The following is a 22,797-nucleotide window of genomic DNA, read 5'->3' as shown; positions in this document are numbered from 1 at the left end:
TCGGGACTGAAGTCCCTCCCACAGGAGGGCTCACAGGTTCTGGTAGTTCGGGCCCGAGCCGCCTTCCGGCGTCACCCAGTTGATGATCTGGTAGGGGTCCTTGATGTCGCAGGTCTTGCAGTGCACGCAGTTGGCGGCGTTGATCTGCAGGCGCTTGCCCTTTTCATCCTCGACGATCTCGTAGACCGACGCCGGACAGAAGCGCTGGCAGGGATTGCCGTACTCCTCGGCGCAGCGGGTGACGCAGATGTCGGGGTCGGCCACGTGCAGGTGCACGGGCTGGTCTTCGTCGTGCTCGGTGGCGGCGAAATAGACGCCCGCCAGGCGATCGCGCGGCGCCAGCGTGCGCTCGACGTAATCGCGCTCCGGCTTTTCGGCTTCGTCGAGCTTTTGCAGCGCGCTCCAGTCCGGATGGCAGCGCCAGGTCCAGGGCGACAGGCCCGCGGTGACGGTTTCCCAGGCCGAGTTGGCCAGGCCGAACCACAGTCCTTTCTTGAAGCCGGGCTTGATGTTGCGGACCTTGCGCAGTTCGGCCATCGCCGGCGACGCGCGCAGTTTGGCATCGAAGCCGGCGGCGGCCGGTGCATCCTGGCCGGCCAGGTGTTCGGCCGCCAGCATGCCGCTGCGGATCGCCTGGTGCGTGCCCTTGACCTTGGGCACGTTGAGCAGGCCGGCGGTGTCGCCGATCAGCAGGGCGCCGGGCATCTCGACCTTGGGCAGCGACTGCCAGCCGCCGGTGACGATGGCGCGGGCACCGGCGCTGAGGATTTCGCCGCCTTCGAGCAGCGGCTTGACCATCGGGTGGTGCTTGAACTGCTGGAAGGCTTCGTAGGGCTGGTAGTTCGGATCGCGGTAGTCCAGGCCCGACACGTAGCCGATGGCCACGCGGTCCTTGTCCAGGTGGTAGATGAAGCTGCCGCCGTAGGTCTTGCTGTCGGCGGGCCAGCCGAAACTGTGGAAGATCTTGCCGGGCTGGGCGCGGCCCGACGGCAGCTGCCAGAGTTCCTTGATGCCGATCGAGTAGTTCTGCGGGTCGGACTCGGCGTCCAGGCCGAACTTGCGGACCAGCTGCTTGGTGAGGTGGCCTCGTGCGCCTTCGGCAAGCACGGTCACCTTCGCCCGGATGTCGATGCCCTGGGTGTAGCCGGCCTTGTGCGAACCGTCCTTGGCCACGCCCATGTCGCCGATGCGCACGCCGCAAACCGCGCCCGCCTCGTCGAACAGCGTTTCGGCCGCGGCGAAACCCGGGTAGATCTCGACGCCCAGGGCCTCGGCCTGGGGCGCCAGCCAGGCGCACAGGGCGCCCAGCGAAACGATGAAGTTGCCGTGGTTGGCCATGCCCGGCGGGATGACCGGGAACTTGGTGCCGCCGGTCTTGGTGAGGTACCAGAATTCATCCTCGGTGGCCGGCACGCAGACCGGCGGCGGATTGTCGCGCCAGCCCGGGAGCAGGTCGTCCAGCGGACCCGGCTCGATGACCGCGCCGGACAGGATGTGGGCGCCGATGGTCGAGGATTTCTCGATGACGCAGACCGAAAGCTCGGGCTTGAGCTGCTTGAGCCGGATCGCGAACGACAGGCCGGCCGGGCCGGCGCCCACCGCCACGACGTCGTATTCCATCACGTCACGCTCACTCATCCGGTTCGCCTCCATCCATGCCTGGCCCGATTGTCCCGGTTTGCCCACGGGCGGGCAATCAAGGACACTGCGGAGCCAGCCAAGCCACGGAACATGTCGCGCATGACCGCCAGCCCCGACGACCTGCGCCAGGCCCCGCTGTATCGCGTGCTGCACGCGCTGGCGCGGGGTGAAACCACCAGCGAGGCGCTCACCGGCGCCTGCCTCGCCGCGATCGCGCGCGACGGCCATCTCAATGCCTGGACCTGGGTCGATTCCGCCGGGGCGATCGCGGCGGCGCGGGCCAGCGACGACCGCCGCGCCGAAGGCAAGCCCCTGGGTCGCCTGGACGGCGTGCCCATCGCGGTCACCGACGCCTTCGACATCGCAGGCATGCCGACCAGCCTGGGCCTGCCCGGCCATCCCGGCCTGGCCGCGGAAGACGCCCAGGTCGTGCGCCGCCTGCGCGGCGCCGGCGCGGTGTTCCTGGGCAAGACCAACCTGGACGAAGCCGCCTTCGGCACTGTCGGACGCAATCCGCACTTCGGCGACGTGCGCAATCCGCGCCTGCCCGACCGGGCCGCGGGCGGCGCCTCCGGCGGTTCGGCCGCGGCGCTGGCCGCCGGCCACGCGGTGGTCGGCCTGGGCGTGGACACCCTGGGCGCCACCCGCATCCCGGCGGCCTTCTGCGGCCTGGTCGGGCACAAGCCGACCACGGGCGAACTCAGCGCCCGCGGCATGGCCGCGGCCCTGCGGCGGCTGGACTGCCCCGGCCTGTTCACGCGCGCCGTGCAGGACGTCGGCCTGGTCCTGCCGGTGCTCGCCGGCTACGACGCCGGCGACCCGCGTTCGCGCAAGCGCCGCGTGCCGCTGGCGCCGCCGGACTGGGTGCCGGGTGAACTCAAGGCGGGCGTCGTCTCCGACCTGTCGGCCATGGGCGCCGATGCCGCGGTGGCCGAGAACTTCAGCGCGCTGATGGCCAAGGTGGCACCGGTCTTTGGCAGCGCCCTGCCGGTCGCGCTGGAAGTGGCGCCGCTGGACGTCGCCGACACCCGCCGCGCGGCGCTGCTGCTGATGGAAGCGGAAATCCTGGCCGCGCACGAAGGCCGGCTCGGCGCCGCCTCGGCGCGCCTGAAAGGCTTGCTGGACTTTGCCCAGCGCAAGTCCGCCGCCGACGCCGCCCGCGCGCACCGGCGCCTGGACGGCCACGTGGTGAAGGTGCGCCGGATGTTCGAACAGTTCGACGTGCTGCTGCTGCCAACGGTCTCCACGGCGCCACCGGCCTGGGGCGCCGACGAACCGGCGCACCTGGCCGATTTCACCGCCCTGGCCTCGCTGGCCGGCTGCCCGGCGCTGAGCCTGCCCCTGCCCGACGGCCAGGGCCTGCAGCTGGTGGGTGCCCCGGGCAGCGACCTGCGCCTGCTCGAACTCGGCGGCGTGCTCGCCTCCGTGGCCGATACCGGCGAATAGGGTCCCGCCGCGTCACGCCGTGGCGGAAACGAACTTCCCCGAAGCGAGCCTGATCCCCGGATGGCTGGCGGCCGACGAGGCGGACGCGCTGTTGGTCGCGCTGCGTGGGCAGGTGCCGTGGGAGGTGCATCGGATACGCCTGTTCGGGCGCTGGGTGGACTCGCCGCGGCTGAGCTGCTGGATCGGCGATGCCGGCACCGGCTACGTGTATTCGGGGGCGCGGTTCGAGCCTCGCCCCTGGCCGGACGCGCTGGCCGCGCTGCGGCCGCGGATCGACGAAGCGGCGGGCGTGGCGATGAACAGCGTGCTGGCCAACCTCTACCGGGACGGCCGCGATGCGATGGGCTGGCATAGCGACGACGAACCCGAGCTGGGCGTGCGGCCGGTCATCGCGTCGCTGAGCCTGGGCGGCACGCGGCGCTTCGTGTTCCGGCACCGGCGCGATCCGGCCCGGAAGCACGAGTTCGCGCTCGGGCACGGCAGCCTGCTGCTGATGGCCGGCGATACGCAGGCCGACTGGAAGCACGCCCTGCCGCGCACCGCGCGACCGGTGGCGCCGAGGATCAACCTGACGTTTCGTCGGATCCTTCCGCGTCCGCGCTGAGTGCGCGGTCGCCCTCGGCCAGGGTCCAGCCGACGATGTCGGCATTGACCCGGGCCATCGCGTCACCGAAGGCAGCGACGACGGCTTCGACCCCGGCGTCGGCCGGCGCGACCTCGGTGCGGAAACGGCGGGCCGCGACCAGGCCGGTGCCGTCGCGGAACTTCACCAGCCGCGCCTGGATCTCCACCACGACCTTGGGCTGGCCGCCGTCGTAGATGGTTTCGAAGGCGCGCAGGTCGGTGTACAGGCCGAAGTCGCCGCGACCGCCGCCCCAGCGGCTGACCGAGCTGATCTTGCCGGAGTCTTCGAAAGCCTCGACCAGCGCCAGCTGCACCATCTCCGGCGCGGTGTCGGCCCAGCGCGCACCCTTGTAGGTCTGCAGCCGGTCCGGCGTCGGGCGCACGGCAATGCGCTGGGAATCGAGCAGGGCATGGGCCTCGGGCGTACCGATGGTGAGCTGCCAGTCGGCCACGGGCCAGGCGGCATCGGCCTGGATGCGGGTCTGCGGCGCGTAGATGCTGACTTCGGTCTTGGGGCCGCCGATGGCGGCGCAGCCGGCCAGCAGCACCAGCCCGGCGAGCGGGATGAAACGCAGGGCAGGGGTCATGGTTCGAACTCCTCGGGTTCTTCGCGGCCCAGCAGGTAGCCGGCCGGGTTGTTTTCGAGCTTGTTGGCCAGGTCGTCGATCTCGCGGATCAGGCCGCGCAGCTGGCGCATGGTCGGGCCGACCTGGCCCAGGCCGTCCTGGCTGAACTCGGCCCAGGAGTCGCGGTTCTCGTTGAGGATGCCGTTGGCGTTCTTGCTGGCCGACTCGAGCTGGCTGAGCGTGGCGTCGAGTTTCTCCACCAGGGGCGGCAGCTGCTGCACCAGGCCCTGGTCGAGGTTGGTGATGGCCTGGTTGGCATTGGCCAGGGTGGCGTCGAGCTTCTCGCTGGCGGACTTGGCGTTGCGGATCAGCGCGGCGATTTCCTCGCGCTCGGCGGCGATCGAACCGGTCACCTGGTCGAGCTGGTCCAGGGTGCGGGTGATGCGTTCGACGTTGGCGTCGCTAAGCAGGCGGTTGATGCGTTCGACGATTTCATTGGCGGTGGCGGCGATGTTCTGCAGGGCCGAGGGTTCGGTCTGGATCACCGGCACGTCGTCGTTGCCGTTGCCGCCCTCGAGCCGCGGCGCGCCCGGGCTGCCGCCGCTGAGCTGGATCACCGCGACGCCGGTGAGGCCGGTCATGGTGAGCTTGGCGCGGGTGTCGGTGCGCACCGGCGTGTCGGCCGAGAGGCGCACGCGGGCGACGACCTTGCGCGGGTCGTCGCGCATCAGGGAGAGCTCGCGGACTTCGCCGACGCTGATGCCCGAATACAGCACCTGGCTGCCGGTGCTCAGGCCGGTCACGGCCTCCTGGAAGACGACGTCGTATTCGGCATAGGCCTTCTCGGTGGTGTACTTGACCATCCACAGTGCGAACAGCACTGCCAGGACGCACACGCCGAGGGTGAAGGCGCCGATCAACACATGGTTGGCGCGGGTTTCCATCTCAAGCCTCCTTGGCCAGGGCAGCCTGCGCGGCGCGTCCGCGCGGGCCGTGGAAATATTCCTGCACCCACGGGTGGTCGAAGGTTTCGACCTCGGCCAGGGGTGCATTGACCAGGACCCGCTTGTCGGCGAGCACGGCGACGCGGTCGCAGATGGCGTAGAGCGTGTCCAGGTCGTGGGTGATGAGGAAGACGGTCAGGCCCAGTGCGCGCTGCAGGGTCTTGATCAGTTCGTCGAAGGCCGCGGCGCCGATGGGGTCGAGGCCGGCGGTGGGTTCGTCCAGGAACAGCAGGGCCGGGTCCAGGGCCAGCGCACGCGCCAGCGCCGCGCGCTTGCGCATGCCGCCGGAAAGCTGGGACGGCAGCTTGGCGCCGGCGTCCTCGCCCAGGCCGGACATGCGGATCTTGAGCATGGCCAGGTCGTGGATCATGTCCTCGGGCAGCTCGGGGTAGTGCTCCTTGAGCGGCACCGAGACGTTTTCGGCCACCGAAAGCGAGGAGAACAGGGCGCCGTTCTGGTAGAGCACGCCGGTATTGCGTTCGATCAGGCCGGCTTCGCGGGCGCGGTCGGACAGCGCGTCGACGCCGAGCACCTCAATCGTCCCGGCCTGCGGCGGGCGCAGGCCCAGGATGGCGCGCATCAGCACCGACTTGCCGGTGCCGGAGCCGCCGACCACGCCGATGATCTCGCCGCGCCCGACGTCCAGGTCCAGGTTGTCGTGCACGACCTGTTCGCCGAACGAATTGCGCAGCCCGCGCACGCGGATGGCCGGGGCATCGGAATCGATGTAGTCGTCGGTCACCAGTTCATCTCCATGAAGAACAGGGCGGCGAAGGCATCGAGCAGGATGACCAGCGAAATCGTCTGCACCACGCTGGACGTGGTGCGTTCGCCGACCGACTGGGCCGTGCCCTGGACCTGGAAACCCTCCAGGCAGCCGATCAGGGCGATGACCGCGGCGAAGATCGGCGCCTTGGCGACACCGACCCAGAAGTGGCGCATTTCGATGGTGTCCTGCAGGCGCTGCATGAAGATGTCCGGGCTCATGCCCAGGCTGGCCACGCTCACCGACATGCCCCCGGCGATGCCCGCGATCATCGCCAGGAAGGTCAGCAGCGGCAGCATCACCAGCAGGGCGGTGAGCCGGGGCAGCACCAGCAGTTCGATCGGGTCCAGGCCCAGGGTGCGGATGGCGTCGATTTCCTCGCCGCTTTGCATGGCGCCGATTTGCGCGGTGAAGGCGCTGGCGGTCCGGCCGGCCAGCAGGATGGCGGTGAGCAGCACGCCGAACTCACGCAGGAAGGCGATGCCGACCAGTTCGACCACGAAGATCTCGGCACCAAAGTCGCGCAGCACCGTCGCGCCCAGGAAGGCGATGACCGCGCCGACCATGAAGCTCAGCAGCAGCACCAGCGGCACGGCGTCCAGGCCGACCTGTTCCATGTGGTGCACGGTGGGGGTGAGGCGGAAGCGGGCCGGGCGCAGGATCACGCCCAGGGCGGTCTTGAGCGTCAGGCCCAGGAAACCGACCAGGGCCAGCACCTCGCGGGTGTAGTCCTCCACCGCGAACCCCATGCGCGCCAGCATCTGGTGCACGCCGAAATCCTTTTGCTTCACCCGGGGCGGGTTTTCGCAGATCGAACGAACGGTTTCGGTGAGCGGCTGGTGCTGGGGTTTGACTTCGACCGTCGCCAGGCCCAGGCCGACTTTCACCGCGTAACGCGAGAGCATCATGGCGCCCGCGGAATCGATGCGGCCGATGTCGCGGCCGTCGATGTCCTCGGCCGAGGCGGGGGCGCGGTCGATGAGGTCGAGCATGTCCCCGGCATGGGCCAGGGTCCAGTCGCCGCGGGCGATGAGGATGCCCGGGTGGCGTTCACTGGTTTCGATGCGGGGAGCCTGGCTCATCAACTCTTTGGGGGGCGGCGGGTGGGTCTCAGGATAGCCGAAACATGCCATGCTTCCCCGTCATGAACGCCCCGGTCCTCACCAGCCAGGCCAACTACGAGGCCCAGGCCGATTTCGTGGCCGAACTGGCCATGCGCCTGCATGTCTACGGCACCACCGCCCAGCGCCTGGAAGCGGCGGTCGAAGGCGTGGCCAACCGCCTGGGCCTGGACCTGGAGATCTGGTCGAATCCGACCGGCATGATCCTGAGCTTCGCCGACCCGGTGCGCGGCCAGCAAAACGGCATCACCCGCGTCATCCGGCTCGAGCCGGGCGAACAGAACCTGGCCAAGCTGACGGCCACCGACGCGATCACCGAAGGCGTGCTGGCCGGCCGCTGCGACCTGGCCGCCGGCGTCGCGGCGCTGCGGGCGCTGGACCGGCCGGAACCCGCCCGGGCCCGGTTCCTGGCGGCCCTGAGTTTCGGTCTCTCGGCCGGTGCCGTCGCCGCCCTGCTGGGCGCGGCGTTGCCGGGCGTGCTGACCGGCGGCGCGATCGGCCTGGTGACCGGCGCGCTGGCCGTGTCGGCCAAGGACCGCCCGCGCCTGAACGAGGCGCTGGAAGCCATCGCTGCCCTGGTCGCGACCCTGCTGGCCGCCGTGGTGGCGACCTTCATCGTCCCGATCGCGTTCAAGACCGTCATCGTCGCTTCGCTGATCGTGCTGATGCCCGGCCTGATGCTGACCAATGCGGTCAGCGAACTGTCGGCACAGCACCTGGTCTCGGGCACGGCGCGTTTCGCCGGCGCGCTGATGATCCTGCTCAAGCTGACCTTCGGCACCGTGGCCGGCATGCAGCTGGTGCGGGTGCTGGGCTGGATGCCGCAGGACGCGCTGCCGGTGCCCTTGTCGCCGGCGGGCGAGCTGGCGGCCCTGGGCGTGGCGGCGTTCGCCTTCGCGGTCCTGTTCCAGGCGGCCAGGCGCGACTACCTGCTGGTGATGGCCTCGGTGTTCCTGGGTTATGGCCTCACCCGCCTGGGCGGCGAAGTGCTGGGCCTGGCTTCGGAGAACTTCGCCGGCGGCGCCTTTTTCGCCGGCATGGGCGTGGCGGCGATCAGCAATGCCTACGGCCGCTGGCGCAACCGGCCCGGCGCCCTGATCCGGGTGCCGGGCATCATCCTGCTGGTGCCGGGCAGCATGGGTTTTCGCAGCCTGAACTTCGTCATGGAACGCGACGTGTTCCTTGGCCTGGACACCACCTTCGCGCTGCTCTCGGCCCTGGTGGCGCTGGTCGCCGGCCTGCTGTTCGGCAACCTGCTGGTGCCTTCGCGCCGGAATATCTAGCGCTTATTTGTTGATCGCGAAGTCTTCGAGCTTCTTGCCGCGGGCCAGTTCGGCCGAGAGCCACTTGGGCGGCATGCCGCGGCCGGCCCAGGTCTGGCTGGTGTCGGCGGGATTGCGGTACTTGGGCGGAACCTTGGTGCCCTTGGCGCTGGACCTGCGCGCGCTGGCGGATTTTTTCGCCGCGGTGCCGGCTTTTTCGCGGACCTGGCGGCTGGTGCCGAACAGTTCGTCCACGGTGTAACCCTCGGCCTTGGCCATGGAAACCAGCTTCTTGCGCACCGAGGCCACCGGCTTGCGCTTGGCCAGGGTTTTCTTGCGCTTGTTGGCCTTGGCGATCAGGGCCTGGAGTTCCTTGGCCGAAAGGCCTTCGATATTGATGCTCATGGGATTCCTTGGGTTTCCTGAGAGGAAAGGCTGAAACCCGGGAAACGTCCCGGGAAACCCCATGGTAATCCTTTCGCCACGCCCTGATGAACCCCGCAGGGGGTTTCCCAAGGGGATTCCTACGGCCTTGCGGGCGGAATTCTCAGGCCAGGCCCAGGCGCGCGCGCAGGGTCGCCATGTCCAGGTTTTCGCTGTCGGGCGAACGGCGGGCACGGTATTCGAAGGTGCCGGCTTCCAGGCCGCGGCCCGAAACCACCACGCGATGCGGGATGCCGATCAGTTCGATGTCGCCGAACATGACGCCCGGGCGCAGGCCGCGGTCGTCGAGCACCACCTCCAGGCCGGCCGACTGCAGCTGGTCGTACAGGGCGACCGCCGCCTCGACCACGGCCGGGTCGTTCTTCGGGTTGATGATGCACACCGCCACCTGCCAGGGCGCCATCGGCTCGGGCCAGAGGATGCCGTTGGCGTCGTTGTTCTGTTCGATGGCCGCGGCGACGATGCGCGAAACGCCGATGCCGTAGCAGCCCATGTGCATCACCTGGGCCTTGCCGTTTTCGTCGAGCACCGTGGCCTTCATCGCCTCGGCGTATTTCTGGCCCAGCTGGAACACATGGCCCACCTCGATGCCGCGGGCGATGCCGAGCCGGCCGATGCCGTCGGGCGAGGCGTCGCCCTGGACGACGTTGCGGATGTCGGCGACCTGGTCGGGTTCGGGCAGGTCCCGGCCCCAGTTCACGCCGCCCAGGTGGAAACCCTTGCGGTTGGCGCCGACCACGAAGTCGGCCATGGCGGCGACGCTGCGGTCGGCGATGACGGTGATGGCCCTGGCCGGCTTCACCGGGCCGATGAAGCCGGGCTCGCAGCCCAGGGCATCGACGATCTCGGCTTCGGTCGCCAGGCGGTAGTCGCCCAGGCCGGGCAGCTTGGCCAGCTTGATCTCGTTGACCGAATGGTCGCCGCGCACCAGCGCCAGCACGAAACCCGGTTCGCCCACCAGCGCCACCGACTTGACGGTGCGCACCAGCGGGATGTCCAGCAGCGCGGCCACGTCCTCGCAGGTCTTCTGGGTCGGCGTCTGGACCTCGTGCATGGCCTCGGTGGGCGCCGGCCGCGGGCCGGGCGACACGGCCTCGGCCATCTCGACGTTGGCGGCGTAATCGCCGGTGTCGGAGAAGGCGATGGCGTCTTCACCCGAGTCGGCCAGCACGTGGAACTCGTGCGACGCGCTGCCGCCGATGGCGCCGGTGTCGGCGTTCACCGCCCGGAAGTGCAGGCCCAGGCGGGAGAAGATGCGCGCGTAGGCGTCGTACATCGCCTGGTAGGTTTCCGCCAGGCTGTCGGCGCCGACGTGGAAGGAGTAGGCGTCCTTCATCAGGAATTCGCGCGCGCGCATCACGCCGAAGCGCGGGCGGATCTCGTCGCGGAACTTGGTCTGGATCTGGTAGACGTTCAGCGGCAGCTGCTTGTAGCTGCGCAACTCGCTGCGGGCGAAGTCGGTGACCACTTCCTCGTGGGTCGGGCCGTAGCAGAACTCGCCGTCCTTGCGGTCCTTGATCTTGAGCAGCTGGCCGCCGAACTTCTGCCAGCGCCCGGTTTCCTCCCACAGCTCGCGCGGCTGGATGGAAGGCATCAGCATCTCGATGGCGCCGGCGCGGTTCATTTCCTCGCGCACGACCGCCTCGACCTTGCGCAGCACGCGCAGGCCCAGCGGGCTCCAGGTATACAGACCGGCGGCCAGCTTGCGGATCATGCCGGCGCGCAGCATCAGCTGGTGGCTGACGACCTCGGCGTCGGCGGGAGTTTCCTTGCTGGTGTGCAGGTGGAACTGGGAGAGGCGCATGCGGGGACCGGGCAATGAATCGGGTCGGCCATTGTAGCGGTCACCCGGCTCCTTTGGCGGCCCCCGTGGCGGCCTTTATTCGCCGGCGGCGACGGGCTCGCAGTAGGCGGTGACCTGGCGCTGCGCGGCTTCGCGGTTGGCGGCCCGCTCCTCGTCGGTCATCACTTCGGTTTCGCCGTCACCGTCGCGGTCGAACTTCACCTGCTGGGGCGAGTTGAGCACGGCCAGGTTGGCCTGCGCGCGTTCACAGGCCACCTCGGACTGGGTCTTGGCCGGGGCCTGGGCTTCGGCCGGGGCCTCGTCGGGTTCGTTGATGCCGACCTGGTGGCGCTGCGAGTCCTTTACCTCGAGCTGGGTGTAGACGGTTTCGCCCGAGGCGCCCTTGGACTTGTAGACCGTGGTCTTCTCGTCGGCGTGGGCCAGCCCGGCGCACAGGGCGGCGGCAGCGAGTATCGGCAGCAGAAGGCGGTTCATGGCGGGGCTCCGGGGGCGATCGTGCGACCGTGATACCACCGCCGACGGCCCCCCGCAAGGCAGGCTATGGGCGGCCGGGGCGAGCCGCTACACTGCCGGTCATGGACCTGAACGACGAATCCGCCGCCCCGCGCGGCCGCGGCATCTACCTGCTCCCGAACCTGCTGACCACCGGCGGGCTGTTCGCCGGTTTCTACGCGATCCTGGCCGCGGCCAGCGGCAACTTCGAGAACGCCTGCATCGCGGTCTTCGTGGCCGGTCTTTTCGACGGCATCGATGGCCGGGTGGCGCGCCTGACCGGCACCACGAGCGAATTCGGCGTCCAGTACGACTCGCTGGCCGACCTGGTCAGCTTCGGCATGGCGCCTTCGCTGGTGATGTACCACTGGGCCCTGGTGGGTTTCCGGGCCGACGGCCCGGTGCTGGCCAAGGTGGGCTGGGCGGCGGCCTTCCTTTATGCCGCCTGTGCGGCGCTGCGCCTGGCCCGCTTCAATACCCAGGTCGGTTCGACCGACAAGCGCTGGTTCATCGGCCTGGCCAGCCCGGCGGCCGCGGGCTTCGTGGTGTCCTTCGTCTGGGCCATGAACACCTTCGGCTACAGCGGGCAGGGCCTGCGCTGGCTGGCGCTGGTGGTGACGGTGGTGGCCGGCCTGCTGATGGTCAGCCGCATCCGCTTCTACAGCTTCAAGGGGCTTCCCAAGGGCGACCGGGTGCCGTTTTTCGTGATGGCACTGGTGGTGGTGACCATCGCGGTGCTGTTCATCGCCCAGGCCAAGGGCTTGTTCGCGCTGGCGCTGCTGTACGTGGCGTCGGGGCCGGCGTTGTGGCTGTGGAGCCGGATGCGCCGAAGGAAAGCGGCCGAATGAGCTGGAGCGCCGACCAGCAAACGCTGCTGGGGGCGATGGGCTACGTGCTCTATCGCCAGGCCGGGCCAGGTGCGGAGCCGGTCGCGACGCAAGCCGGGGCGGACACGCCGCTGCCGGAAGGCCGGCTGCTGCAGGCGCTGCGAAGGGCGGCGCGGCGCGAGGACCTGTCGGGCCTGGGCGTGCCGCCGTACGAACGGCTTCGCGCCGATGCCGGCGCCAAACGCGCGCTCTGGGCCCGTCTGCGGGCGGCCCGCCGCCTGCGCTGACCGGCCATGAACGCGCGTCCTTCCGACGCCAGCCAGGTCCGGCCGATGACGCCGGAGGATATCGAGGCGGTGTCGTCGATCGAGAAGCGCGCCTACCCGTTCCCGTGGTCGCCGGGCATTTTCCGGGACTGCCTGCGGGCGGGACACCATTGCTGGGTGCTGGAGTCGCCGGGGGTGCTGCTGGGCTACGGGGTGCTCAGCGCCGCGGCGGGCGAGGCGCACCTGCTGAACCTGTGCATCGCGCCGGAACACCAAGGGCACGGGCACGGCCGGCGCCTGCTGGCCAGGATGGTCGACCTGGCGCGCTGGCACCGTGCGGCGCAGGTGTTCCTGGAGGTCCGGCCTTCGAATCCGCGCGCCGTGCGCATGTACCTGGACTACGGCTTCAACGAAATCGGGCTGCGGCCGAACTACTACCCGGCGGCGAAGGGTCGCGAGGACGCGATCGTGATGGCGATGGAGCTGTTGCCGCCCGGCGGGTGAGGGCGGCCCCACCCGGGCAACATCAGCCCAGCTTGGACCGTTGCGACTGCAGCGCCGAATGCTGGCGGGTCCAGTCGGCGAGGCGGCCGCGTTCGGTGTCGACGATTGCGGGCGGGGCGTTGTCCACGAAGGTCGTGTTGCCGAGCTTGGCTTCGCACTTGGCGATTTCGCCGGCGATGCGCTTGAGTTCCTTGTCCAGGCGCGTGCGTTCGGCGTCCAGGTCGATCAGGCCTTCCAACGGGATCAGCAGCTTCAGGTCGCCCAGCACCGCGGCCGCGGCGGCGGGTGCGTCGCCGTCGAGCCAGTCGATCGATTCCAGGCGCGCCAGGAACTTCAGCGACGCGGCGTGGCGCTTCGTGCGCGCCTGGTCGCTGGCATCGCCACCCTGGAGCAGCAGCGGCACGGCCTTCGAGGGCGCGATGTTCATCTGGCTGCGGATCGAGCGCAGCTGGGTCACGGCGGACTTGAGCCACTCGATGTCCGCCGCGGCGTCGGGGGCGTCGAAGCCGGCCTTGGCTTCCGGCCAGGCCTGGGTGCTGATCGTGTCGGCGGTGATGCCCAGCTTCGGGGCGACCGCGTGCCAGATTTCCTCGGTGACGAACGGGATCACCGGGTGCAGCGCCCGCAGCAGGCCCTCGAGCACGAACAGCAGGGTGTGGCGCGTGCTGTCGGCGGCCGCGGCATCGGCGTCGGCGTTTTGCAGCGCCGGCTTGGCCAGCTCGAGGAACCAGTCGCAGAATTCGTTCCAGGCGAACTCGTACAGCGCCTGCGACGCCTGGTCGAAGCGGTAGTCGGCATAGGCCTTCTCGACCTCGCGCAGCATCGCGTTGAAGCGGTGCAGGATCCAGCGCTCGGCGTCGGTGCTGGGTTTCGGGGCTGAAGTCCCTCCCACGAAGCCCTCGCAGTTCATCAGCGTGAAGCGGGCGGCGTTCCACAGTTTGTTGCAGAAGTTCTTGTAGCCCTCGCAGCGCGCCAGGTCGAACTTGATGTCGCGGCCGTGGGTGGCCAGCGACGCGAAGGTGAAGCGCAGCGCGTCGGCGCCGAAGGCCGGGATGCCTTCCGGGAATTCCTTGCGCGTCGCCTTTTCGATCTTCGGCGCGTCGGTCGGCTTCATCAGGCCGCTGGTGCGCTTGGCCACCAGGTCGTCGAGCGAGATGCCGTCGATCAGGTCGATCGGGTCGAGCACGTTGCCCTTGGACTTGGACATCTTCTGGCCGTCCTTGTCGCGCACCAGGCCGGTGATGTAGACGTCCTTGAACGGGACTTCGCCGGTGAAGTGGTCGGTCATCATGATCATCCGGGCCACCCAGAAGAAGATGATGTCGAAACCCGTCACCAGCACCGAGGTCGGCAGTCGCTTGGCGTAGCCGTATTTCTCCATGTCGGCGGCGTCGGGCCAGCCCAGGGTGCTGTGCGACCACAGCGAGGACGAGAACCAGGTCTCGAGCACGTCGCTGTCGCGGGTCAGCGCCACGTCGGCGCCGAGTGCGTGCTTCGCGCGCACCTCGGCTTCGTCGCGGCCGACGTAGGCCTTGCCGGCGGCGTCGTACCAGGCCGGAATGCGGTGGCCCCACCAGAGCTGGCGGCTGATGCACCAGTCCTGGATGTTGCCCATCCAGTGACGGTAGGTGTTGATCCAGTTCTCGGGCACGAAGCGCACGCTGCCGTTTTCGACCAGTTCCAGGCCGCGCGCCGCCAGCGTGTCCATCTTCACGAACCACTGGTCGGTCAGGTAGGGCTCGATCACCTGACCGGTGCGGTCACCGCGCGGCACCTGCAGCTTGTGCTTCTTCTCCTCGACCAGCAGGCCCTGGGCTTCCAGGTCGGCCAGCACGGCCTTGCGCGCGGCGTAACGATCCAGGCCGCGGTATTTTTCCGGGGCGTTGTCGTTGATCGCCGCGTCGGGCGTGAGGATGTTGATCATCGGCAGGCCGTGGCGCTGGCCGACGGCGTAGTCGTTGAAGTCGTGCGCCGGGGTCACCTTCACCACGCCGGTGCCGAACTCGCGGTCGACGTAGTCATCCGCGATGACCGGGATCTCGCGGTCGGACAGCGGCAGTTTCACGCGCTTGCCGACCAGGTGGGTGTAGCGCTCGTCTTCCGGGTGCACCATCAGGGCGGTGTCGCCGAGCATGGTTTCCGGGCGGGTGGTGGCCACGACCACTTCGCCGCCGTCGGGCAGCGGGTAGCGGATCGACCAGAGCTTGCCGTCTTCTTCCTCGCTGACGACCTCGAGGTCGGAAATGGCGGTCTTGAGCACCGGGTCCCAGTTGACCAGGCGCTGGCCGCGGTAGATCAGGCCTTCCTCATGAAGGCGCACGAAGGTTTCGACGACGGCCTTGCTCAGACCCTCGTCCATCGTGAAGCGCTCGCGGCTCCAGTCGCCCGAGGCGCCCATGCGACGCATCTGCCGGGCGATGGTGTCGCCGGATTCCTGCTTCCAGGCCCAGACCTTCTCGATGAACTTGTCGCGGCCGAGCGAGTCGCGGGTTTCGCCCTTGCCCTCGAGCGCGAGGTTGCGGGAAACGACCATCTCGGTGGCGATGCCGGCGTGGTCCGCGCCCACCTGCCAGAGCGTGTCGTGGCCGCGCATGCGGTGGTAGCGCACGAGCGCGTCCATCAGCGTGTGCTGGAAGGCGTGGCCCATGTGCAGGGTGCCCGTCACATTCGGCGGGGGCAGCATGATGGTGTAGGGCTGGCCCTTCCCGGAAGGCATGAAGCAGCCGGTGGACTCCCAATGGGCGTACCACTTGGTCTCGAAGGTGCTGGGCTCGAAGCTCTTGTCCATGGGGAAGGGTCGCTGCCCCGGCTTTTTGCCGGGTTTTCCGGGCTGAAAGGACGCGAATCCTATCAAGAATCAGGGGGTTGGTGCCTCCGCGAACGCATCCCGGGTCAGGTTTTCGGGCGCGCCGTCGGTGCAATGCACTTCATCCTCGATGCGCACGCCACCCCAGGGCATCAGCTGTTCGACCCGGTTCCAGTTCACGGATTTGCCTTCCGGACGCGCGCGCAGCTTCTTGAGCAAGGTCGGGATGAAATACAGCCCCGGCTCGATCGTCACCACCATGCCCGGCTCCAGCGTGCGGGTCATGCGCAGGTAGGGGTGGCCGTCCGGCCGCGGGATCACCTGGCCGTCCTCGTCGGTGAAGCCGGCGACGTCGTGCACCTGCAGTCCGATCGGATGGCCCAGCCCGTGCGGGAAGAACGTGGAGGTCAGGCCGCTCGACAGCATCTGCCCCGGGTCCATGTCGACGATGCCCAGGTTGCGCAGCACGCCGCCCAGGCGCAGGTGGCATTCGAGGTGGATGTCCCGGTAGTCCTTGCCTGGGCGGACCATGTCGCACAACGCCAGCTGTTCGTTTTCCACGGCGTTGAGCAAGGCCGCGAAATCCGCGTCGCCGTCACCCCAGGTACGCGTGATGTCCGAGGCATAGCCGTCCACCTCGGCGCCCGCGTCGATCAGCAGCGACCGGTGCCGTCCCGGCGCCTGCGTGTCCTTATACTGGTAGTGCAGGGTCGCGCCGTGCTCGTTGAGGCCAACGATGCTGTTGTAGGGCGCGTCCAGGTCGGTGTGGCCGGTGGCGGCCAGGTAGGCCGCGTGGATGCCGGCTTCGGAGGCCCCCGCCTGGAAGGCGGCGCGGGCCGCCAGGTGGCCAGGCACCGCGCGGCGCTGGGCCGCGCGCATGCGCTCGAGCTCGTAAGGGGTTTTCCAGGTCCGGTGGTAGTGCAGGTAGTCGATCACGGCCTTCGGGTTGTTGGGCTCGAAGCCGGGCAGGGCCGCATCGGCCTCGCCCAGGATCGCCGCCTTGCCGCCGGTGGGCAGGTGCGCCGCCGCGTCGGCCGGGTCGGTGATGACCCTGATGTCGAACTCATCGACCCAGACCCCCTCGGGCGCGGTCGGGGGCACGTGCCAGTAGTCGTCCGGCTGGTAGTAGGCCAGCACGGGCTTGCGGCCCGGGGTGTAGGCGATCCAACAGGACGGGTGGCGTGTCAGCGGCAGCCAGGCCTTGAAATGGGCATTGGTTTTGAACGGATAGGGGCGGTCGTCCAGGAACTCGAACTTCTCGACACCGGAGGCGACCAAAAGGTGATCGAAGCCACCCTTTTCCAGGGCCCGGTCGACGCGCGCCTTGATTGCGGACAGGTGTGCACGATATAGATGACTGGGGTCCTGGCTGTTCATGGATGGCTTCCGGTTGCGGGGTCAGGACGGGGATTCTGCCGCAAACCAGGGTAGGGACGCAGGAGAAGGGCTTGCAGATGCACCGCAAAGACGGCGGATTCCTGGGCCAGCCCGCGTGGCTCTGGAGCTTGGGTGCCTTGCTGGTGGGCCTTGCGCTGAGCACCCTGGCGGCCGCCCTCCACCACGATGCCCTGGCCCGGTCCGAGGCCTTGCGCCTGGAGCGGCTGGCTGAGCGCAGCTTCGAGTCCGTCGAAGGGCAGCTGCAGACCTGCGGCTTGCTGGTGCGCTCGGTGCAGGCGCTGTTCCTGGCGTCCGACAGCGTCACGCCCGAGGAATTCGAAACCGTCTACGCCAACCTGCGGCCGCGGGAGCAATTCCCCAGCCTGCAGGCGATGGCCTACGCCGAACGCTCCGCCCGCCCGGCCCCGGACGCCGCGCCCGACGGGCGCGAACACTACCTGACCACCCTGGTGGCACCGCGCAGCGGCAATGAACTGCTGCTGGGCCTGGACGTCGCCACCCAGCCCGCCAACCTGGCCGCGGCGCGCTTCGCCCGCGACGCCGACCGGCCGGTGATGTCGGGTCCTTTCCAGCTCATCCAGCGCAGCGGCATGCCGGGGCCGAACGACGGCATCACCATCCGGCTGCCGATCTACAGCGCGGGCGACCCGCCGCGCGACCTGGCGGCGCGCCGCAGCCGTGAAATCGGCACGCTCGCGGCGTCCTTCCGGGTCAGCCGGCTCATCGCCGATTCCCTGCCGGCGGAGACGCGCGAACGGTTCCGGGTGCGCGTGCTGGACGTCACCGACAGTGGCCGGGCGCTGCTGTTCGAGCAAGGTGACCCGAACGAAGCCGCCGGCATGGTCGACCCGGGCAGTCGCCCGCAGGCGACCTATGTCCGCGAACTGGCCTTCGGCGGCCGCACCTGGCGCTTCGAAGCCGAGCCGCTCCCGGATGCCGACCCGGCGACCTGGTTGCCGGCCCTGACCTTCGGCATCGGCGTGCTGGCCAGCCTGCTGCTCGCCACCCTGGCCTGGTCGATTGCCGGCACGCGGGGACGGGCCCTGGCCCTGGCCGGGGAAATGACCTCGCAGTTCCAGCAAAGCGAGGCCCGCTTCCGTGCGCTCAACGACCTGCTTCCGGCGCTGGTGATGCTGGCCCGTGCCGACGACGCGCAGCTGGTCTACGTCAACCAGGCCTGCCGGGACCGCTTCGGCATCGGTGACCAGGTCGAATCGACGCGCCTGGTCGAATTGGTCGAAGACCCGGAACTGCGTGAGCGCATCCTCCGCCTGCCCGGTGCTCCCGACGGCATCATCAACGAGTCGGCGCGGCTGCAGGGGCCACAGCAGCCGGCGTTCTGGGCCACGCTGTCGGTGTCGTGCATCATGCTCGGCGACCAGCCGCACCTGCTGGCGGTCGCCAACGACATCACCGAACTGCGGGTGCTCAGCGAAGAACTGAGCTACCAGGCCAAGCACGACTCCCTTACAGGCCTGTACAACCGTCGCGAGTTCGAACGCCGGCTTGATGCGGCGATCACGTCGCTCGACGCCGGCGGCCCGCCCTGGGCCCTGCTGTACATGGACCTGGACCAGTTCAAGCTGGTCAACGACACCTCCGGTCACTATGCCGGCGACCAGTTGCTGGCCCAGCTGGCGACGCTGTTGTCCGGCATGTTGCCCGAGGGGGCCGTGGTCGCCAGGCTCGGCGGCGACGAGTTCGCGATGCTGGTCGAAGGCAGCGACGAGAATACGGCCGTCGCCCTGGCCGAAACCCTGCGCACCGAGATCGACGGCTATTCGTTCGGCTGGGAACAGCGCAACTACACCATCAGCACGAGCATCGGCGTGGTGATGCTGCGGGGACCGGGCCTGAGCCAGCGCGCGCTCATGGCCCACGCCGACACCGCCTGCTACATGGCCAAGGAACGTGGGCGCAACCGCGTCCACCTGTTTTCCGAGCAGGACTCGGAAACCAGCCAGCGGCGCAGCGAGATGGAATGGGCCGGGCGCATCCGCCAGGCGCTGGCCGACGGCCGGTTCCTGCTGCACTTCCAGGAGCTGGCGCCGCTGTGGGAGGGCGAACAGTCGGCTGGCGTACACATGGAAATGCTGGTGCGGCTGCGCGACGAGAAGGGCACGCTGGTCCCGCCCGGCGCGTTCATCCCGGCCGCCGAACGGTTTGGCCTGATGCCCCAGCTCGACCGCTGGGTCGTCGAGACCACCCTGGCCAACTTCAACCGCCTGCATCCCTCCGGCAAACCGGTGTCGATGTGCGCGATCAATCTTTCCGGCCCGACCTTCGAGGACGGCGCCTTCGCCGACTTCGTGCTCGACGCCCTGGAACGCCACGGCGTATCGCCGCGCCGCATCTGCTTCGAGATCACCGAAACGGCGGCGGTCAGCAGCATGGCCCGGGCGGTGGAGTTCATGCAGCGCCTGCGTGCGGCCGGCTGCAAGTTCTCGCTCGATGACTTCGGCTCGGGCATGGCCTCGTTCGGTTACCTCAAGAACCTGCCGGTGGACTACATCAAGATCGACGGCAGCTTCATCCGCAACATCGAAACCGATCCGGTCAGTTATTCCATCGTGCGCGCGGTCACCGACATCGGCCACCAGCTGGGCCTGCAGGTGGTCGGCGAGTGGGTGGCGGACGAGCGTGCGCGCGACCTGCTGCGCGGCCTGAGCGTGGATTACGCCCAGGGGTTCGCGATCCACAAGCCCGAAGCCGCGCTTTGTTTCAGGGACCCGCCGCGCACCTGAGCCAGGAGCGAGGCCGGGCAGGGATCAGCCGGCGGAGGGCCGTGCGCAGTCCGGGCCCAGGTCCAGCGGGGGACCCAGCGGCACCGGATCGCGGGCGAGGGTGACCCGGGCCTTCATCGCGACGGTGACCAGGATTTCGTTTTCGTCGGTCAGCAGCAGCGCGCAGCCCAGGCCCAGGCGCCGGGCCATGGCCTGGAAACCCGAGGGGCCGGCCACGAACAGGGCCGAGGCGGCCACGTCGGCGAGCAGCGGATCCGGGTGCAGCACCACCGCCGACGCGGAGCCGCGGGCCGGGTGCCCGGTGCGGGGGTCGAGGATGTGCGCCTGGCGTGCGCCGGCGGCGGAATAGCGGAATTTGTTGTAGTTGCCGGAACTGAACAGCGATTCGCCGTCATCGAGGTCGACCGTGCCCAACACGCCACCGAAAGGGTCGCGCAGGGCCACCCGCCAGGGCCGCGAGCCGCCGCCCACCATGGCGGTCACGTCACCGCCGAGGTTGACCAGGGCGTCTTCGATGCCATGCCGCTGCAAGGTGGCGACGACCTCGGAGGCGGCGACGCCTTCGGCCATCGCCGCGAAATCGAGCTGGATGCGGGGGTTGTCGGCGGTCAGTTGCTGGCCCTGGATCCGGACGCCGGTGATGCGCGGCCGGTGTTCGCGCCATTGGGCCAGGGTGGCCTCGTCCGGGACCGGCGTGAGAATCGGATAGACCGACGTATGGAATCCCCAGGCCTCGACCAGGCCGCCGATCGCCGGGTCGAACAGGCCGTCGGTGGCGATCGACAGCGGCTGGGCCCGACGCACCAGGTCAAGCACGGATTCGGGGGCCTGCGCGGACTCGCCTTCGGCGAACGCCTGGTTGATGCGGGTGACGTCAGACGGCTCCCAGGCATGCCACTGGCGATGGCGCGCGTTGAGTTCGGCGGAGACTTCGGCCAGGGCCGCTTGGACGGCAGCGGGGTCACCGCCACGCAGCCGGACTTCTGCCGTGGAACCGAAGACGAGCAGCTGTTCCACCCGCTCGGTCGGTGGTGTGCAGCCGGCCAGCGCCAGCAGCGCCAGCAGCGCCAGCGCCCGCCGGGGATCAGACGTACTGGCTGCCCGGGGCATCCACCCACCCGCGGATGAAGGCCACGTCTTCCGGCGCCACGTCTATGAAGCGAAAACCGGTCCAGACCTGGCCCGGCGCAGCGGCTTCGTCGGCCCAGAGCTCGTGGGCGCCCAATTCGACTTCGCGGCCATTGCCGGCCTCGTCGTCGAGCGTGAAACGCAGCTGGAACAGCGCGTCGCTGGTGACCGGTTCACCCAGGATGAGCAGCATGCCGGTTTCCGAAAGGTTGCTCAGCTTGCCGATGACGTGGCCGGTCATGGTGTCGGTCACTTCGACATCGAAGCCGACCTTGCGGCGCTTGGCGCGACGGTATTCGGTGTTCATCGGGCGGGCGCCTCCTTGGCCGGGGCGGACTGGCCCGCGAACGAACGCAATGCGCTCATGACGGTGTTCCAGGCGCGGTCGATCAGGGTGCCCTTTTCTTCCTCGACCACCTTCACCTGGCCCTGCGCCATGGCCCTGGCCAGCCCTTCGAGGGTGTGGTCGCCGACCTTCTGGCCGCGGTGGTTCACGAACAGGACGTGGCCGGTGACCGTCGAGAACCAGGACAGGCGCCGGCGAACCTTCTCACCCTGCTGGTTGAGCGTGAACTCGAACCAACTGCCGAACGGCAGGTGTTTGATCTGCTCGAGCCGCGCCTGTTCCTCGGGGCTCAGGGCGACCTTCTTCTTCTTTTTCGACTCCTGCATGTCCTCGCCCAGGCGGGCGCGGGCCTTGAGGCGCATGGTGAGTTCGGTGCGGCTGGCGGCCGAGTCGTCGTCGGCGGCGCTGCCGCCCTGCGGGTCCACCAGACGCTGGGCGATCGCGGCGGCTTCCTCGTCGTGGTAGCCGACCTGGGTGAGCGCGCCCTGGATGTCCTGCTGGAGCGCCTGGGCCTCGCTGCTGGGGATGCCCGCGGCGCCGGGGCCGGCCTTGGCGACGCCCACCAGGCGCTCGGCGATTTCCAGCTGCTGGCGCCAGGCGTCCGAATCCTCGCCCTGGCGCAGCGCCGTCAGGGCCATGACGTCGGTCCAGGCCTGGCTGAGCAGGGTGTGGGTGAAGCGTGGCAGGTTCTGCTTCTTGAGCATGCCCTCGACCACCGTCGCCGCGCGGTCGCGGGCCAGGGCCAGACGCTCCTTGCCGCGCGCCGCCTCGACGTGGCGCTTTTCAGCGACCTCGGCCTTGCGGGACACGGTATGCAGGTGCGAACTGAGGTCTTCGAGCAGGTTCGAGAACACGCCCATGTCGCCGTCGAACTCGCGCACGGTGCGGTCGACCACGGACTGCATCTTGCCCACGAGCTGCTGGTCGGCGTCGTCCTCGCCCAGCCAGTAGGCGCCGGTTTCGGCGATGGCGTTGAGCATCTGCCGGGCCGGGTGCTGCTGGCGAGTGAAAAAACCCTTGTCGGTCAGGGCGACGCGCAGCAGCGGAACCTGCAGCTTCGCCAGCAGGTTCGAGGCCGGGCTGTTGGGCCGGACGTCCTTCATCAGGTGGTCGAACAGCATGCCGACCAGGTCGATCGCGTCGCTGTCCTCTTCCGGCAGCGACGGTGGTCGCCCGTCCGGCGTGGTCTGGCGAAGTTGGGCCAGCAGGTCCTGCTTGACGTGGTTGACGGTGCGCACGGCGGGCTTGCCGTTGACCATCACCGGGGCCGGGGGCTTCTTCTGCAGCAGGCCCAGGGCATCCTGCACCAGGGCGGGCTCGACCACGACGGCATTGCCCGGTGTGCTGCGCGGCGCACCGCCGACCAGCTTGCCCAGCAGCTGGCGGCGGCCGGCGAGCAGGTGCCGCATTTGCTGGAAGCTGTCGTCGCCGGCGCTTGACGTGCCGGCGCCCGGGCCTGGGCCCGTCGGGCCGCCGCCGCCGCCGGCATCGGCACCAGCGCCAGTGCCTGCAGCTGCACCCACACCTACGCTGCCGCCACTGCCACCCGGCCCGCCACCCGACCCGCCGCGTGCCGTGCCGGCGCCGGCGGCGCCCTGCGCGGTATCC

20 protein-coding genes are annotated in these 22,797 nt (G+C 69.3%); 7 read left to right on the top strand and 13 right to left on the bottom strand.

Annotated elements, in window-relative coordinates; all coding sequences use genetic code 11:
* Window positions 1-30 precede the first annotated feature (30 nt).
* Window positions 31-1,638 carry an electron transfer flavoprotein-ubiquinone oxidoreductase gene (locus N788_RS12160; RefSeq protein ID WP_034225497.1) on the bottom strand — a complete coding sequence of 536 codons (1,608 nt, stop codon included), beginning with the start codon at window positions 1,636-1,638 and terminating at the stop codon, window positions 31-33.
* A gap of 102 nt (window positions 1,639-1,740) precedes the next feature.
* Here N788_RS12160 and N788_RS12155 point away from each other — a divergent pair, with 102 nt between their 5' ends.
* On the top strand, window positions 1,741-3,087 hold the full coding sequence (locus N788_RS12155; RefSeq protein ID WP_051924636.1) for an amidase: 1,347 nt from the start codon (window positions 1,741-1,743) through the stop codon (window positions 3,085-3,087).
* A gap of 19 nt (window positions 3,088-3,106) precedes the next feature.
* Entirely contained in the window at window positions 3,107-3,691 is a 585-nt protein-coding gene (locus N788_RS12150) for an alpha-ketoglutarate-dependent dioxygenase AlkB family protein (protein WP_034225493.1), read from the top strand.
* On the opposite strand, the gene N788_RS12145 is transcribed toward N788_RS12150, so the two are convergent.
* Genes N788_RS12145 through N788_RS12130 form a run of 4 tightly spaced genes read right to left on the bottom strand, consistent with a single transcriptional unit; the run spans window position 3,651 to window position 7,129 of the window.
* Window positions 3,651-4,298 (bottom strand): ABC-type transport auxiliary lipoprotein family protein, encoded by a 648-nt coding sequence (locus N788_RS12145; RefSeq protein ID WP_034225491.1) that lies wholly within the window; start codon window positions 4,296-4,298, stop codon window positions 3,651-3,653. The genes N788_RS12150 and N788_RS12145 overlap by 41 nt on opposite strands.
* On the bottom strand, window positions 4,295-5,221 hold the full coding sequence (locus N788_RS12140; protein WP_034225489.1) for an MlaD family protein: 927 nt from the start codon (window positions 5,219-5,221) through the stop codon (window positions 4,295-4,297). The genes N788_RS12145 and N788_RS12140 overlap by 4 nt, the downstream gene beginning before the upstream one ends.
* Before the next feature lies 1 nt (window position 5,222).
* The gene (locus N788_RS12135) at window positions 5,223-6,026 is read right to left on the bottom strand and encodes an ABC transporter ATP-binding protein (RefSeq protein WP_051924629.1); all 804 of its coding nucleotides are present in this window, start codon (window positions 6,024-6,026) and stop codon (window positions 5,223-5,225) included.
* Window positions 6,020-7,129: an MlaE family ABC transporter permease gene (locus tag N788_RS12130; protein ID WP_034225485.1), complete on the bottom strand. Its 1,110-nt coding sequence runs from the start codon at window positions 7,127-7,129 to the stop codon at window positions 6,020-6,022. The genes N788_RS12135 and N788_RS12130 overlap by 7 nt, the downstream gene beginning before the upstream one ends.
* A 62-nt stretch (window positions 7,130-7,191) precedes the next feature.
* On the opposite strand from N788_RS12130, the gene N788_RS12125 reads away from it, so the two are divergent.
* A complete protein-coding gene (locus N788_RS12125; RefSeq protein WP_034225483.1) occupies window positions 7,192-8,451 on the top strand; it encodes a threonine/serine exporter family protein in 1,260 nt (419 codons plus the stop codon).
* Between the two features lie 3 nt (window positions 8,452-8,454).
* On the opposite strand, the gene N788_RS12120 is transcribed toward N788_RS12125, so the two are convergent.
* The 3 genes from N788_RS12120 to N788_RS14075 form a co-directional block, all read right to left on the bottom strand.
* Window positions 8,455-8,835 (bottom strand): H-NS histone family protein, encoded by a 381-nt coding sequence (locus N788_RS12120; protein WP_034225481.1) that lies wholly within the window; start codon window positions 8,833-8,835, stop codon window positions 8,455-8,457.
* Window positions 8,836-8,977: 142 nt separating this feature from the next.
* Window positions 8,978-10,678, bottom strand: a complete 1,701-nt coding sequence (locus N788_RS12115) for a proline--tRNA ligase (protein ID WP_034225479.1) — start codon at window positions 10,676-10,678, stop codon at window positions 8,978-8,980.
* Window positions 10,679-10,753: 75 nt separating this feature from the next.
* Entirely contained in the window at window positions 10,754-11,152 is a 399-nt protein-coding gene (locus tag N788_RS14075; RefSeq protein WP_051924628.1) for a hypothetical protein, read from the bottom strand.
* Between the two features lie 107 nt (window positions 11,153-11,259).
* On the opposite strand from N788_RS14075, the gene pssA reads away from it, so the two are divergent.
* Genes pssA through rimI form a run of 3 tightly spaced genes read left to right on the top strand, consistent with a single transcriptional unit; the run spans window position 11,260 to window position 12,767 of the window.
* A complete protein-coding gene (gene pssA / locus N788_RS12105) occupies window positions 11,260-12,018 on the top strand; it encodes a CDP-diacylglycerol--serine O-phosphatidyltransferase (protein WP_034225535.1) in 759 nt (252 codons plus the stop codon).
* The gene (locus N788_RS12100; protein WP_034225477.1) at window positions 12,015-12,284 is read left to right on the top strand and encodes a hypothetical protein; all 270 of its coding nucleotides are present in this window, start codon (window positions 12,015-12,017) and stop codon (window positions 12,282-12,284) included. The genes pssA and N788_RS12100 overlap by 4 nt, the downstream gene beginning before the upstream one ends.
* Before the next feature lie 6 nt (window positions 12,285-12,290).
* Window positions 12,291-12,767: a ribosomal protein S18-alanine N-acetyltransferase gene (gene rimI, locus N788_RS12095; RefSeq protein ID WP_034225475.1), complete on the top strand. Its 477-nt coding sequence runs from the start codon at window positions 12,291-12,293 to the stop codon at window positions 12,765-12,767.
* Between the two features lie 22 nt (window positions 12,768-12,789).
* Here the strand turns inward: rimI and N788_RS12090 are convergent, their stop codons facing one another.
* Window positions 12,790-15,555 carry a valine--tRNA ligase gene (locus N788_RS12090; protein WP_034225473.1) on the bottom strand — a complete coding sequence of 922 codons (2,766 nt, stop codon included), beginning with the start codon at window positions 15,553-15,555 and terminating at the stop codon, window positions 12,790-12,792.
* 69 nt (window positions 15,556-15,624) lie between these two features.
* Window positions 15,625-16,950 (bottom strand): Xaa-Pro dipeptidase, encoded by a 1,326-nt coding sequence (pepQ, locus tag N788_RS12085; RefSeq protein ID WP_034225472.1) that lies wholly within the window; start codon window positions 16,948-16,950, stop codon window positions 15,625-15,627.
* Between the two features lie 77 nt (window positions 16,951-17,027).
* Here pepQ and N788_RS12080 point away from each other — a divergent pair, with 77 nt between their 5' ends.
* The gene (locus tag N788_RS12080; RefSeq protein WP_084696036.1) at window positions 17,028-19,715 is read left to right on the top strand and encodes a bifunctional diguanylate cyclase/phosphodiesterase; all 2,688 of its coding nucleotides are present in this window, start codon (window positions 17,028-17,030) and stop codon (window positions 19,713-19,715) included.
* 24 nt (window positions 19,716-19,739) lie between these two features.
* Here the strand turns inward: N788_RS12080 and N788_RS12075 are convergent, their stop codons facing one another.
* The 3 genes from N788_RS12075 to N788_RS12065 all read right to left on the bottom strand — a co-directional run.
* Entirely contained in the window at window positions 19,740-20,825 is a 1,086-nt protein-coding gene (locus N788_RS12075; RefSeq protein ID WP_034225471.1) for an FAD:protein FMN transferase, read from the bottom strand.
* Entirely contained in the window at window positions 20,800-21,150 is a 351-nt protein-coding gene (locus N788_RS12070) for a PilZ domain-containing protein (RefSeq protein WP_034225469.1), read from the bottom strand. Before N788_RS12070 ends, N788_RS12075 begins: the two co-directional genes overlap by 26 nt.
* Window positions 21,147-22,797: DUF1631 family protein (locus tag N788_RS12065; protein WP_152560480.1), on the bottom strand; the 1,651-nt coding region annotated here is incomplete at its 5' end. The genes N788_RS12065 and N788_RS12070, both read right to left, overlap by 4 nt.

Origin of the sequence: Arenimonas donghaensis DSM 18148 = HO3-R19 (assembly GCF_000743535.1) — a bacterium.
Classification (GTDB): Bacteria; Pseudomonadota; Gammaproteobacteria; order Xanthomonadales; family Xanthomonadaceae; genus Arenimonas; species Arenimonas donghaensis.
This window is presented reverse-complemented; position numbering and strand designations above follow the sequence as displayed.

Bases quoted from the DNA above. Each gene is read 5' to 3' on its own strand.
- N788_RS12160 (WP_034225497.1), bottom strand. From the start codon at position 1,638: ATGAGTGAGCGTGACGTGATGGAATACGACGTCGTGGCGGTGGGCGCC.
- N788_RS12155 (WP_051924636.1), top strand. From the start codon at position 1,741: ATGACCGCCAGCCCCGACGACCTGCGCCAGGCCCCGCTGTATCGCGTG.
- N788_RS12145 (WP_034225491.1), bottom strand. From the start codon at position 4,298: ATGACCCCTGCCCTGCGTTTCATCCCGCTCGCCGGGCTGGTGCTGCTG.
- N788_RS12140 (WP_034225489.1), bottom strand. From the start codon at position 5,221: ATGGAAACCCGCGCCAACCATGTGTTGATCGGCGCCTTCACCCTCGGC.
- N788_RS12130 (WP_034225485.1), bottom strand. From the start codon at position 7,129: ATGAGCCAGGCTCCCCGCATCGAAACCAGTGAACGCCACCCGGGCATC.
- N788_RS12125 (WP_034225483.1), top strand. From the start codon at position 7,192: ATGAACGCCCCGGTCCTCACCAGCCAGGCCAACTACGAGGCCCAGGCC.
- N788_RS12120 (WP_034225481.1), bottom strand. From the start codon at position 8,835: ATGAGCATCAATATCGAAGGCCTTTCGGCCAAGGAACTCCAGGCCCTG.
- N788_RS12115 (WP_034225479.1), bottom strand. From the start codon at position 10,678: ATGCGCCTCTCCCAGTTCCACCTGCACACCAGCAAGGAAACTCCCGCC.
- N788_RS14075 (WP_051924628.1), bottom strand. From the start codon at position 11,152: ATGAACCGCCTTCTGCTGCCGATACTCGCTGCCGCCGCCCTGTGCGCC.
- N788_RS12100 (WP_034225477.1), top strand. From the start codon at position 12,015: ATGAGCTGGAGCGCCGACCAGCAAACGCTGCTGGGGGCGATGGGCTAC.
- rimI (WP_034225475.1), top strand. From the start codon at position 12,291: ATGAACGCGCGTCCTTCCGACGCCAGCCAGGTCCGGCCGATGACGCCG.
- N788_RS12090 (WP_034225473.1), bottom strand. From the start codon at position 15,555: ATGGACAAGAGCTTCGAGCCCAGCACCTTCGAGACCAAGTGGTACGCC.
- pepQ (WP_034225472.1), bottom strand. From the start codon at position 16,950: ATGAACAGCCAGGACCCCAGTCATCTATATCGTGCACACCTGTCCGCA.
- N788_RS12080 (WP_084696036.1), top strand. From the start codon at position 17,028: ATGCACCGCAAAGACGGCGGATTCCTGGGCCAGCCCGCGTGGCTCTGG.
- N788_RS12075 (WP_034225471.1), bottom strand. From the start codon at position 20,825: ATGCCCCGGGCAGCCAGTACGTCTGATCCCCGGCGGGCGCTGGCGCTG.
- N788_RS12070 (WP_034225469.1), bottom strand. From the start codon at position 21,150: ATGAACACCGAATACCGTCGCGCCAAGCGCCGCAAGGTCGGCTTCGAT.